This is a genomic window from Bradyrhizobium sp. T-1 (assembly GCF_053592855.1).
In genome coordinates this window covers 3,848,800-3,861,788 of record NZ_CM132115.1, presented here as the reverse complement: position 1 = coordinate 3,861,788, position 12,989 = coordinate 3,848,800, and the positions used below count along the sequence as shown (strand labels likewise).

Here is a 12,989-nt window from a genome sequence, read left to right as displayed (position 1 = left end):
GCTCAAGCGCTCATGAAGGCGAGCATGTCCGCAATCAGCCGTTCGCTGTGGGTCAGCGGCAGCGGATGCGGCGCGCCTTCGTAGACGATCAGCTTGCTGCCCTTGATCAGCTTTGCGGTCTTGGCGCCCGTCAATGGCAGCGGCGCGCTGGCATCCTTGTCGCCGTGAAGGATCAGCGTCGGGCGATCAATCCTGGCGGCGGCGGCGCGCAGATCGGCGAACGAGATGGTCTTGCGGCAGGCCAGCGCCACCGGCAGCGCCACGCTCAGCATCATCTCGCGGATCCAGGTCCGCGTGATCTCGGGCGTGTCCGATGCAAAGAACGGCGCCTCGTTCGCCGCAATCCATTTCGCAAAGTCGCGCGCGACGGCTGCGTTGTCGGCCTCGATCATGGCCTTCGGCACCGCATCCGGATTGTCCTCGGTCTTGACCAGGAACGGTGTCGTCGGCGCGACCAGCACCAGCCTGGCGATCCGGTCCGATCCGTATCGGCCGAGATAGTTCACCGCCTCGACCGTCCCCATCGAGAAGCCGACCAGCGTCACATCGCGCAGGTCGCGCGCCTCGATCACGGCGGCGACGTCATCGGTCAGCGTGTCCAGATCATAGCCCGACGACGGCATTTCGGACCGGCCGTGCCCCCGCCTGTCGGGCGCAACACAGCGGAAGCCTTTTGCGGTAAGCGCCGCAATCTGGCTCCCCCAGGTGCTGGCGTCGAAGGTCCACGCCGACAGCAGCAGCACCGGCTTTCCGCTTCCCCAGTCCTGCACGAACAGCTTTGTGCCATCCCTGGCCGTCACATCGGGCGCTCGCGCAGCCGGCTCGGCCGCTGCCGCCGGCGCGCTCACGCCCGACGACGCCGCCATGGCGGTTCCCAGCAACGTGGCTTCGAGGATTTTTCGACGGTTCATGGTGCTTCTCCCCGGATCGTGCGCGGCCGATGGAAGCGATCATGACGACGGGATCGGTCGCCCGCGATTACGCGCCAGGTAAGACCGTGCCCGACTTTCGCCGCGAAACCGGTCAAATGGGCCGATGAAACCATTTTGCGGAACCCGCGAAACGATCCGGAAACAGATGCTCCTTAAGACACGAGCCTACAGACGGCGCCAAAGCCCGTCGGGAGGCTTTCGATGAACCACTCAATTCACTCTGCAGATCGGGGTACCCACCTGAAGATCGTGGTGGTGGCGCTGGTGGCCGGCATCGCAGTCGCCGCCTTCGGGATCGCAGCCCGCACCAACGCTGATTACAGCCAGACCGCGCAGTCCACCCACGTGATCAAGGCCGGCAAGCCGGTGGTGATCACAAGCTCGGGAACCTCTGAGATCCGCTAATTGCGGAAATGCGATCCGGTTTGAGACGAAATGGCCGCCCTGGGGCGGCCTTTTGCATTTGGTAGAGCCTCAAGAGTTCAGGCCAAGCTATTGAATCAATGGGCTTGAGCCGCGCAATACTCCCGCCAGAACTGGCGGTAGGCCGCCTCCACGTAGCGGGTGTAGGTCGCACCATTGCCCGCCGCGGAGGCCGCGATCCGGGCCGGCAGCTCCTGCCGCAGCGTGGCCAGCGCAGCCGGGTCCCCGGCAAACCGCTTGGCGATGGCGATGTAGGTTTCGTCATCCTCCGCCACCCAGTCGTCGAGGCCGATCGCCCGGAGGATGCCGCCCGCAGCCCGCCCCGAAGTCGTCTGGCCGAGCTTGGCGATCACGGGCACGCCCATGTGAAGGGATTCCCAGGTGCCGGCGCCGCCGTTCTGCGGGAACGGATCGAGCGAGATGTCGATCCGGGCATATTCGGCGAGGTGCTCGTCGCGCCCACTCGCCCCCAGGCAGACCACGCTCTCCGGGCTGACCCCATGTTCGCCAAAGCGGGCGATCAGGCTGTCGCGGAGGCCCGTGTCATCGAGCGCACGGTGCTTGATGACGAGCTTCGATCCCGGCAGCTCACGCAGCAGCCTCGACCACGCCGGCAGCACCTCCTTGGAGATCTTGTCGATCCGGTTGAAGCTGCCGAAGGTGACATAGCCGTTGCGCAGCATCGGCAAATCCGGCCGGTACAAGCCCGGCGCGGGCTCCGACATCGTCAGCATGCATGGCAAATCGTGGATCTTTTCGGCGAACTCGGGCCGCGCCGCCTCGGGAATCGCGACCGGGTCCGCAAAGACATAGTCCATGGTCTTCAGACCCGTGCCGGTCGGCGCGCCCCAGGCGGACACCTGGATCGGCGCGGGCTTGCGTGCAAAAGCCCCCAGGCGATTGCCGGACGAATGCCCGGAGAGGTCGACGAGAATATCGACCCGATCGGCCTCGATGCGATCGGCCAACTCGTCGTCCGTCAACGACACCGCGTCCACCCAGCGATCCGCGAACGAGCGAAACTCGTCGGTCATCTCATCCTGAAGCGGCGAGTTGGAATAACAGACGATCTCGAAATCGGCGCGATCGCGGTGGCGCAGCACCGGCATGAAGATGAAGGCTGCCGAATGCCGCCGAAAGTCGCCGGAGACATAACCCACCACCAGCCGCCTCTCCGGATCGCGTTGCCGTGGCGCGAGGCTTCGCCGCGCATGCACCGAGCCGATCGCATCCCACCAGGATTTGCGCGCATCCTGCAGCATTGCGAAGTCCGCGCCCGGCAGGAAATCCAGGGCAAATATCTTGTTGGTGATCGCATCACTGTAAGCCGGATAGATCTCGAGTGCCCGGTCGTAATGCTCGATGGCCGTCTCGATGTCGCCATGGCTCGCAAAACACGCCCCCATCAGGTTGATGGCGATCATGGACTTTGGATTGAGCTCGAGCAGCTTCTTGCTGGCCGCCATCGCCTGGGTTGCGTTGTGCAGCATCAGGCTGACGGCGGCCTTGGTTCGCAAAGCCAGTTCGAGCGTCGGCATCAGCGCAAGCGCCGCGTCAACATCCGCATTGGCCTGATCGAGGTGCCGTAGCTGGAGATGAAGCCGCCCGCGATGTGCGAGGACCTTCGCATTGGCCGGCTTGAGCGCAAGGGCCGCGTTCAAGGCCATTTCGGCAGCGCTGTAGCTCCTCAGTTCCAACAACGCGATGCCGCGGCCGGCCATCGCCTCCTGGTGCTTCGGCTGGAACGCGAGCGCGCGCTCGAAGCTTTGCGCCGCCTGCTCGAAATTCCCGATCCGCAGCTCGACCATGCCGCGATTGCAATAAGCGTCGGCATAGTCGGGCTTCAAGCGGATGGCACGCTCATGCAGTTCGAGCGCCTCCAGCGGCAGCGCCAGATGCATCAGCGTATTGCCGAGATTGGTGAGGGCCATCGGGAAGTTCGGATTGAGCGCGATTCCCTTCTCCTGACAGGCCCGCGCGTCCTCATAGCGCTTGAGATCGAACAGCACCGTGCCGAGGTCGCAATAGACGTTGGCCGCACGCGGGCTGACCGCGATCGCGGCGCGCAGGACCTGCTCGGCCTCCTCCAGCCGCTTCCGATCGTTGCTGAGGCAGACCCCGAGCAGATGCAGCGTATCGAAATGGTCGGGAAGCACCTCGAGGATCCGCCGGCACAGCGTCTCGACGTCGGCGAGCCGTCCATTGGCAAAGGCCTGATGGGCCACCGCCAGCGCGGCATCTGCGTCCTTCTTGAATTTCTTCTGGAGCCTTGCGTTCTGGAAGGCGCGCGAGCCGACGGTCAAGCCAATTGTCCCCGGAAATTGCCTGTGGAGCTTGTAACACCATTGATTGATTCGGCGCCCCGCGGCAGGCGTCCGGGCCGTAGCGATACGGTCCCGCCCTGCGCCAACAGGCGTTTGCGCCACGTGCGCGCAACGTCCTTGACTTCACCATGTCCCCCCTTTAAGTCCCCCCTCGTTCCGCGCGGACACATACGCGTCACGCGGGAGTAGCTCAGTTGGTTAGAGCGCCGGCCTGTCACGCCGGAGGTCGCGGGTTCGAGCCCCGTCTCTCGCGCCATTTTTGGCAATATCTTCAAAGACTTAGCAGTAGAATCCTCCGGCCGATCGACGACGCCTGCGTCGGATATTACGGCTGAGCTCGCGTGGGGCCAGCGGAAACGGCCGGATTTGCTTGAGAAACCACGCGAAAATCCCGCCGCCGGACGGCCGGCATAGTCAGTCCCATCCCGAATCGTCTAGGCCTGCGGGAACTTGGCAGTTTGGGAAGCCCCGGCAGGCTTCCGCGCGACACCCGAGGAGGCCAGACATGGCGAAGAAAGCTGCTGCTCCAGCCACGATCACGCTCAAGCACCTCGCCGCCAACATCGCGGAAAGCCAGGATCTTTCGAAGAAGCACGCCGAGGCCGTCCTGACCGACATGGTCGACTTGATCACCAAGCACCTCAAGAAGGGCGATCGCGTCCGCATCGTCGGGCTCGGCATTCTTCAGGTCCGCAAGCGCGCCGCCCGCACCGGTCGCAATCCTGCCACGGGCGAGGCAATCCACATCAAGGCCAGCAAGAAGGTCGCCTTCCGCCCGGTCAAGGAACTGAAAGAGGCGATCTGACGCTACCTTTCGTTAAGCCTGAATCCGCATCGGTCTCGCCGCAACCCGGCCTGCTTTCCTGATATACTGCCCACCTCTCCCCAAAGACCCGGCGGTTTGACCAGAAATGTCCCTGACCTTCGCGCATACCGTGACCGAGCGCTTCCTGCGCTACGTCACCATCGACACCCAGTCCGATCCGAATTCCCCGGCCTCGCCATCGACCGAGAAGCAGAAGGATCTCGGCCGCGTGCTCGTGACCGAGCTGAAAGCCATGGGCGTCGCGGATGCCCATCTCGACGATTACGGTTATGTCTATGGAACGATCCCGGCCAACACACCTAAGAAGGTGCCGGTCATCTGCTTCTGCTCGCACATGGACACCTCGCCCGACGTCACCGGCAAGGACGTCAAGCCGCAGGTCGTCAAGAACTATCGTGGCGGCGACATCACCCTGCCGGCCGATCCCAACCAGGTGATCCGCTTCGCTGAACATCCCGCGCTGAAGCACCAGATCGGCAACGACATCATCACCACCGACGGCACCACGCTGTTGGGTGCCGACAACAAGGCCGGCGTCGCCGAGATCATGGATGCCGCGCATTTCTTCATCAACAATCCCGATGTGAAGCACGGCACCATCAAGATCCTGTTCACGCCGGACGAGGAGATCGGCCGCGGCGTCGACAATGTCGACATCAAGAAGTTAGGGGCCGATTTCGGCTACACCATGGACGGCGAGACCGCGGGCTCGGTCGAGGACGAGACCTTCTCGGCCGACGGCGCCACCATCACCATCACCGGCGTCAGCGCCCATCCCGGCTATGCCAAGGGCAAGATGGAGCACGCGATCAAGATCGCGGCGGCCATCGTCGAGCGGCTGCCCAAGGAGGGCTGCTCGCCGGAGACGACCGCGGGCAAGCAGGGCTTCCTGCACCCCGTCGGCATCGAGGGCGCGCTGGAGCAGGCGACCCTGTCCTTCATCGTGCGCGACTTCACCGAGGAAGGGCTGAAGGAGAAGGAGGTCCTGCTCGAGGGGATCGTCAAGGACGTGATGAAGGAGTATCCGCGCTCGACCTACAAGTTCGAGGTCCGCGAGCAATACCGCAACATGAAGCAGGTGATCGACCGTCACCCGCACATCCTTGAATACGCCATCGAGGCGATCCGCCGCGCGGGACTGCGTCCGATGCGCACCGCGATCCGCGGCGGCACCGATGGCTCGCGGCTCTCGTTCATGGGCCTGCCCTGCCCCAACATCTTCGCCGGCGAGCACGCATTTCACTCGCGGCTCGAATGGGTCAGCCGGCAGGACATGGAGAAGGCCGTGCAGACCATCGTGCATCTCGCGATGATCTGGGAGGAGAAGGCTTGAAGTAAGCCTTCTCCTACGGCACCGGCATTGCGCGCCGACCACGATGGAAGCGGTTCGAGCTCGCCATCCAGTTCGGCATCGGCTCGCCATCGCGGTGCCGCCCGCCGGCAACGGCCGCAACCCAAGCCACGGCGGCGCCGATCAGGGCCGCCGCTGCAACCGAGAAGGCGACAATCACCGAATTCCGCCTAGCGCGGTTGATCGCGGCGTGGGAGTCGACAATCGAGGCATCGACACGCCGCTCGGCGTCAGGCGCACCCAATCCCGTCAGCGCAGCAACCTGCTGAATGAGGTAGGCGCGATCATCGACGCTGATGCCGCTGTGGCTCGATGTAGTCATCAGAATGCGGCCGGCTTCGGCACGCGCTTCCCGCATATCCGTGTTGGGCGGCCGCCGCGGGGCACGGAACAGCTTGTCGAGCTCATAGCTCAGCAGCGGCTCGGCGGAGCTCGCATTGCCACTTGCGCTTCGCATCGGCGAGCGTTCGATCGCCGCCGCGCCGATGACCGCCAGCAGCGTCGCGCCGATCAGCACCGCCAACGCCCAGGACGTCAGTCCGTGAAGCCCGTCGCGCCGCTCGCCATCATCCTCGATCGTCGCCAGCGCCGGCGCCGGTCGTGCCGTCCGGCCGGCGATGTAGCCGCCAACTCCAAAGCTGATGATCGCCTGGACGATCAGATAGAATCCCGACAGCAGCGCGAGCGCCGCCGATGCATCGCGCCAGGTCGGCGAGGCCGAGCTGACACCGAGGCCGATGGCCACGCCAAAGCTGACCAGAATGAACGACATTGCGCCGGACGCAAAAGCGCCGGCGATGACGGAGCTCCACTGGATGCTCCGGCGTTCTTCGGCGGCGATGAAGCCGCCTTCCATGACGTTGTCCTGCATGAGAGTTTCGATGGCCATCGCTGTTCTCGCTAGCGCAGGCCGAAGAACGACAAGATCGCCATGATCACGACGATCAGGCCGATCAGATAAATCAGTCCGTCCATAGTCCCATCCTCCTCAAAGGCTCCGGGGCGCTAATGAGGGGGACCGGAGAACGTTCCTAACTTTGGCAGGCAGCGGGAACGAACTGCTGAGACCCGAATTGTCTCTGCAAGTCCCAACGGATGAAGATTGTGAGCACAAAAGGCCTCAGCCGGTCAGCCCCGGGCTGGGGCCTTTTCGTGTTTGCCCACTATGCGACATCGAGTTCCCCACACGTAACATTATTGCAGGTCGACACCATTCCAGCCGCCATGCTACCGGAAGCGGATCGGGAACTGAGTGACCTCGTGACTACAACCCGCCGCCTCCATAGCTTTTGGTCCTCGCGCAACTGGCGCGGGCTTGTGGCTGTGCTGGTGGCAATCATGTACCTGCTCTCTGGCGTCCTGCACGGCGCGCACGACATTGATGTCACCAGCCCCTCAGGCGGCTCGGAGATCGCCTCGATCCTCGACAACGGTTCCGGCCATGGCGATCACAAGGCGCTCGGCGGCCATCACTGCCACGGTTGTTTCTCGATCGCCGTCACGCAGTCGGCGCAGCCGGACGTCGCGGCTGCCATCGTAGCCGCACCGGTCGCCCAGCGCGCGCCCGCACTGATCGGCATTGCGCCCGATACCGACTCCCGGCCCCCCAAACAATTGACCTGAACTGATCAGCCGGGCGCCGCGTGCGCCCACGATGCGATTGTTCACAGGTCACCTTCATGTCTTGCAGACGGACGGCCGCGCGCTTCTCGTGCGCGATGGCGATTTTGGTCAGCCCCTGGCTGACGCAGCACACTCACGCCCAGACGCTCACGATGCGCGCTGCGCTCTCGCGCGCACTGGCTGCGAGCCCACGCCTGACCGCCGCGGAACGCGATGTCGGCATCGCCACCGGCCAGCGCCTCCAGGCGGGCGCCCTGCTCAATCCGGAACTGTCCTATGAACAGGACAATTCGTTCGGGTCAGGCATCTATCGGGGCACCAAATCGGCCGAGACTACGCTTCAGATCAGCCAGGCGTTTGAGCTGTTCGGCAAGCGCGACGCGCGGATCGCGGCGGGGGCAGCCGGCATCGAAGTCGCTTCGATCCAGCGCAAGGCGATCAGGCTGGAGGTGCTGTCGGAAACCGCGATCGCCTTCCTCAGCGTGCTCGGTGCGCAGCGGCGCATCCAGATCCTCGACGAGCAGATCAGCGCAATCGACAAGCTGACGCCGCTGTTGCGCCGCCGCGTCGAGGCCGGCGCCTCCTCACCCGCCGAGACCGGCCGCGCCGAGGTCGCCTCCGCCCTGGTCAAGGCCGACCGCGAGCGTTTCAAGGGGACGCTGGCCAGCGCCCGGCGCGAGCTTGCCGTGCTGATGGGCGATCCCGTGGCAAGGTTCGGCGAGGTCTCCGGACGTCTCGACACCATGGGAAAGCCGCCGACATTCCAGTCGGTGGTCGCCGCCATCGATGCTAATCCGCAGCTGGTGCGCTGGACCGCGGTGTATGCGCAGCGGAACGCCGAACTGCTGATGGCACGCCTCAAGCCTTATCCCGACGTGCGGATCGCCGCCGGCTGGCGCCATTTCAACGAGACCAATGACGACGCAGTCCGCCTCACCGTGTCGGTGCCGATCCCGGTGTTCGACCAGAACCAGGGCAACATCCTCTCGGCGCAGGAAAGCCTCGCCAAGACCCGCGCCGAGCGCGAGGCCAACCGCAACACGCTGATCGTGGTCGCCGGCCGCGCCTACGACTCGCTACAGGGCTCGCTGCGCGAGCTTGCGGTGCTGCGCGAGACCGCAATCCCCAAGGCAACTGAGGCGGCCGATGCGATCTCGCAGGGCTACGGCCAGGGCCGCTTCACCCTGCTCGAAGTGCTCGACGCCCAGGCGAGCGTGACCCAGGCGCGGCTGCGCGAGCAGGAAGCGCTGCAAAACTTCCACGCCGGCGTTGCCACCATCGAAGGCCTCGTCGGCAATCCCTTTGCGCTGGCCCGGGAGAGCGCGCGATGAAGACCCCTTCAGCCATCCTTGTCGCCATCGTTGCCGCGGCACTCGGCGCCTACGGCTATTCCCAGCTTGCCCCCGCCAAGGTCGCTCCCAACGAACAAGCCACGGAGAAGAAGCCGGAGAAGCCGAACGACCATGTCGAGCAGGACGAGCACGGCGCCGACCGCATCCGCATCTCCGACGTCAAGCTCGCGGCCGCCGGCGTGACGCTGGCGGAAGCTGCGAGCGTCACGCTGACCGACACGCTCTCCTTCAACGGCATCCTGCGCGCCAATCAGGAAGCCGTGGTGCAGGTGACGCCGCGCTTCCCGGGCCTCGCCAAATCGATCCAGAAGCGCATCGGCGACAAGGTCGGCAAGGACGACCTGCTCGCCGCCATCGAGAGCAACCAGAGCCTGACGGTCTACGAGCTGAGGGCGCCGATCGCCGGCACCGTCATCGAGCGGCAGATCTCGCTCGGCGAATATGCCTCCGAGCAGAAGCCGGCCTTCGTCGTCGCCGACCTTTCGACCATCTGGGTCGATCTCTCGATCTACCGGCAGGACCTCAAGCGCGTCCGCCTCAGCGACGAGGTGCTGATCGATCCTGATGACGGCCGTGGCGAGATCAAGGGTACGATCTCCTACCTCGCCCCGATCGGGTCGAGCGAGACCCAGACCGCGCTCGCCCGCGTGGTGCTGCCAAATCCCGACGGACGCCTGCGTCCCGGCCTATTCGTCACGGCGCGGCTGGTCCTCGCCGCCCGCAATGTCGCGGTCGCCGTGCGCCGGAGCGCGATCCAGACGCTGGAGAACAAGACCATCGTCTTCGTGCGCGAGGACAACGACAAGATCGAGGCACGCCCGGTCGAGCTTGGCGATTCCGATCCGAAATTCGTCGAGATCCGCGCCGGCCTCTCCGCCGGCGAACGCTACGTCGCCGAGAACAGCTTCGTCGTGAAGGCGGAGATGGGCAAGGGAGACGCCGATCATGATTGACGCGCTCCTCTCCTTCTCGGTCCGCCAGCGCTGGCTGGTGGTCCTGCTCGCACTCGCGGCCGGCGCCTTCGGCGTCTGGAACTTCACCCGCCTGCCGATCGACGCCGTGCCCGATGTCACCAACGTGCAGGTGCAGATCAACACGCGCGCGCCGGGCCTGTCGCCGCTCGAAGCCGAGCAGCGCATCACCTTCCCGATCGAAACCGCGATGGGCGGCTTGCCAAAACTCGACTATACGCGCTCCATCTCGCGCTATGGGCTGAGCCAGGTCACGGTCGTGTTCGAGGACGGCACCGACATCTATTTCGCCCGGCAGCTCGTCAACGAGCGCATCCAGCAGGCCAGGGATCAGCTGCCCGCCGGCACCGAGGTCGCGATGGGCCCGATCTCGACCGGGCTCGGCGAGATCTATGTCTACTCCGTCGAGGCCAAGGCCGGCGCGAAGTCGCCTGATGGCACCGAGTTCACGCCGACGGAGCTGCGCACCATCCAGGACTGGATCATCAAGCCGCAGCTGCGCACCATCCCCGGCGTGGTCGAGGTCAACTCGATCGGCGGTTATGAGCGGCAATTCCATGTGCTGCCGATCCCCGGCCGGCTGATGGCCTACAAGCTCGGCTTCCGCGACATCATGACCGCGCTGGCCGCCAACAACGCCAATGTCGGCGCCGGCTACATCGAACGCAATGGTGAGCAATATCTCGTCCGTGCCCCCGGCCAGGTCGCTGATATCGCCGACATCCGCGACATCGTGATCGGCTCCCGCGGCGGCGTGCCGGTCCGCATCCGCGATGTCGCCGAAGTCAGCGAGGGCCAGGATTTGCGCTCGGGTGCTGCGACAGCGAATGGCAGCGAGACCGTGCTCGGCACCGCCATGCTGCTGATCGGCGAGAACAGCCGGAGCGTGGCCCAACGCGTCGCGGCAAGGCTCAACGAGATCGCGAAATCACTGCCCGACGGCGTGATCGCGCGCGCGGTCTATGACCGCACGCATCTGGTGGAAGCGACCATCCAGACCGTCGAGAAAAACCTCGTCGAGGGCGCCGCGCTGGTGATCGCTGTGCTGTTCCTGATTCTCGGCAACATCCGGGCCGCCCTGATCACGGCCTGCGTCATTCCGCTGTCCATGCTGTTCACGATCACGGGCATGGTCGAGAGCAAGGTCAGCGCCAATCTCATGAGTCTCGGGGCCATCGATTTCGGCATCATCGTCGACGGTGCGGTCATCATCGTCGAGAACTGCCTGCGGCTGCTCGCCGCCGAGCAGCACCGGCGTGGCCGGCTGCTGACGCTGGAGGAGCGGCTCCAGACCATCCGCGCCGGCAGCAGTGAAGTCATCAAGCCCAGCCTGTTCGGCACGCTCATCATCGCCGTGGTCTATCTGCCGGTCCTGACCCTGACGGGGACCGAGGGCAAGATGTTCACGCCGATGGCACTGACCGTGCTGATGGCGCTTGCGGGCGCCGCGCTGCTGTCGGTCACCTTCGTCCCGGCCGCGGTGGCGATCTTCGTCACCGGAAAAGTTTCCGAGAAGGAGAACATCTTCATGCGCGCGGCCAAGCGGTTCTACGTGCCGCTGCTCGACCGCGCCATCCGCTATCGCCGCAGCGTTGCGCTCGGTGCCGTGCTGATCGTCGCCGGTAGCCTGCTTGCCGCAACGCGCATGGGCGGCGAGTTCATCCCGAGCCTGGATGAGGGCGACATCACCATCGAGACCATCCGGATTCCCGGCACCAGCCTCACCCAGAGCGTCGACATGCAGCTTCGGCTGGAGCAGGCGGTCAAGCAGGTGCCCGAAGTCGCGACCATCTTCTCCAAGATCGGCACCGCCGAGATCGCTAACGATCCGATGCCGCCGAATGTCGCCGACACCTATGTCACGCTCAAGCCGCGCAACGAATGGCCGGATCCCGCCAAGCCGAAGGACGAGGTGGTCGCCGAGCTCGAGCGCACCGCCAACACCCTGCCCGGCACCGCCTATGGCATGACGCAGCCGATCCAGATGCGCTTCAACGAGCTCATCGCCGGCATCCGCAGCGACGTCGGCGTCAAGATCTTTGGCGACGATCTCGACGTGCTCGCCGGCATCGCCCAGCAGGTCAACGGCGTCGTTCGCGGCATTGAGGGCGCAGCCGACGTCAAGACCGAGCAGGTCGCGGGCCTGCCGATCCTCACCGTCAAGCTCGACCGCCGGGCGCTGTCGCGCTACGGCCTCAGCCTCAGCGAGGTGCAAAACCTCGTCGAGATCGCGATCGGTGGCAAGCCGGCCGGAAAACTGTTCGAGGGCGACCGCCGCTTCGACATCGTGGTGCGTCTGCCGGAGAGTCTGCGAGCCGATCCGGACGCGATCAAGTCGCTGCCGATCCCCTTGCCACCGGCCGAGGATGCGACGCCTGTCACCAAGACCGCCTGGTCCGGGACTTCGGGCGCCGCGCTCCGCTATGTGCCCCTGTCCTCCGTTGCCGCAATCGAGATCGCGCCCGGCCCCAACCAGATCAGCCGCGAGAACGGCAAGCGCCGCGTGGTGGTGATGGCCAATGTCAGGGGCCGCGACCTGCGTTCTTTCGTGGCAGAGGCGCAGGACGCGGTGGCCGAGAAGGTCAAGCTGCCGCCGGGCTACTGGATCGGCTGGGGTGGCCAGTTCGAGCAACTGGTCTCCGCCACCAAGCGACTGACGATCGTCGTGCCGGTGGCGCTGCTGCTGGTGTTCATGCTTTTGTTCATGGGCATGGGGTCGGCCGCCGACGCGGCGCTGGTGTTCTCCGGCGTGCCGCTGGCCCTCACCGGCGGCGTCGCGGCGCTGCTGCTGCGCGGCATCCCGCTGTCGATCAGTGCCGGGGTCGGCTTCATCGCGCTGTCCGGAGTGGCCGTGCTCAACGGCCTCGTCATCATCGCCTTCATCGAGCGGCTGCGCAGCGAGGGGCGATCCGTTGCCGAGGCCGTGTATGAGGGCGCGCTGACGCGACTCCGACCGGTGCTGATGACGGCCCTCGTCGCCTCGCTCGGCTTCGTACCGATGGCGCTTGCGACCGGTGCCGGTGCCGAGGTGCAACGGCCACTCGCGACCGTCGTGATCGGCGGCATCATCTCCTCGACCATCCTGACGCTACTGGTGCTGCCGGCGCTCTACGTGCTGTTCCGCCGTGACGTGACAAATGAAACGCCTACAATGGCGCCTGATTTGGCGACGTCCGGGGAGCGCTAG

At 65.3% G+C, this 12,989-nt stretch carries 10 protein-coding genes and 1 tRNA gene; 8 read left to right on the top strand and 3 right to left on the bottom strand.

The window, feature by feature from the left end:
• Positions 1-2: 2 nt before the first annotated feature.
• Positions 3-911: an alpha/beta fold hydrolase gene (locus ACWAT4_RS18575; RefSeq protein ID WP_249154174.1), complete on the bottom strand. Its 909-nt coding sequence runs from the start codon at positions 909-911 to the stop codon at positions 3-5.
• 222 nt (positions 912-1,133) lie between these two features.
• Here ACWAT4_RS18575 and ACWAT4_RS18570 point away from each other — a divergent pair, with 222 nt between their 5' ends.
• A complete protein-coding gene (locus tag ACWAT4_RS18570; protein WP_212300939.1) occupies positions 1,134-1,337 on the top strand; it encodes a hypothetical protein in 204 nt (67 codons plus the stop codon).
• Between the two features lie 95 nt (positions 1,338-1,432).
• Here ACWAT4_RS18570 and ACWAT4_RS18565 read toward each other — a convergent pair whose 3' ends face one another.
• A complete protein-coding gene (locus tag ACWAT4_RS18565; protein ID WP_449731077.1) occupies positions 1,433-3,658 on the bottom strand; it encodes an O-linked N-acetylglucosamine transferase family protein in 2,226 nt (741 codons plus the stop codon).
• 200 nt (positions 3,659-3,858) lie between these two features.
• On the opposite strand from ACWAT4_RS18565, the gene ACWAT4_RS18560 reads away from it, so the two are divergent.
• The 3 genes from ACWAT4_RS18560 (at position 3,859) to pepT (ending at position 5,838) form a co-directional block, all read left to right on the top strand.
• A tRNA-Asp gene (locus tag ACWAT4_RS18560) sits at positions 3,859-3,935 on the top strand.
• 249 nt (positions 3,936-4,184) lie between these two features.
• The gene (locus ACWAT4_RS18555) at positions 4,185-4,484 is read left to right on the top strand and encodes an HU family DNA-binding protein (RefSeq protein WP_212444874.1); all 300 of its coding nucleotides are present in this window, start codon (positions 4,185-4,187) and stop codon (positions 4,482-4,484) included.
• A 106-nt stretch (positions 4,485-4,590) separates the two neighbouring features.
• Entirely contained in the window at positions 4,591-5,838 is a 1,248-nt protein-coding gene (gene pepT, locus ACWAT4_RS18550; RefSeq protein ID WP_212300962.1) for a peptidase T, read from the top strand.
• 13 nt (positions 5,839-5,851) lie between these two features.
• Here pepT and ACWAT4_RS18545 read toward each other — a convergent pair whose 3' ends face one another.
• On the bottom strand, positions 5,852-6,745 hold the full coding sequence (locus ACWAT4_RS18545; RefSeq protein ID WP_212300963.1) for a hypothetical protein: 894 nt from the start codon (positions 6,743-6,745) through the stop codon (positions 5,852-5,854).
• Positions 6,746-7,053: 308 nt separating this feature from the next.
• Here ACWAT4_RS18545 and ACWAT4_RS18540 point away from each other — a divergent pair, with 308 nt between their 5' ends.
• From ACWAT4_RS18540 to ACWAT4_RS18525, 4 genes are read left to right on the top strand one after another with little or no spacing between them, the layout of a single operon-like run.
• Positions 7,054-7,479: a hypothetical protein gene (locus ACWAT4_RS18540; RefSeq protein ID WP_349630899.1), complete on the top strand. Its 426-nt coding sequence runs from the start codon at positions 7,054-7,056 to the stop codon at positions 7,477-7,479.
• Positions 7,480-7,535: 56 nt separating this feature from the next.
• The gene (gene ihpA / locus ACWAT4_RS18535; protein ID WP_212300964.1) at positions 7,536-8,810 is read left to right on the top strand and encodes a divalent metal ion exporter subunit IhpA; all 1,275 of its coding nucleotides are present in this window, start codon (positions 7,536-7,538) and stop codon (positions 8,808-8,810) included.
• On the top strand, positions 8,807-9,784 hold the full coding sequence (gene ihpB, locus ACWAT4_RS18530; protein ID WP_212300965.1) for a divalent metal ion exporter adaptor subunit IhpB: 978 nt from the start codon (positions 8,807-8,809) through the stop codon (positions 9,782-9,784). Before ihpA ends, ihpB begins: the two co-directional genes overlap by 4 nt.
• Positions 9,777-12,989, top strand: coding sequence for an efflux RND transporter permease subunit (locus ACWAT4_RS18525; protein ID WP_449731076.1), 3,213 nt, complete (start codon positions 9,777-9,779; stop codon positions 12,987-12,989). Before ihpB ends, ACWAT4_RS18525 begins: the two co-directional genes overlap by 8 nt.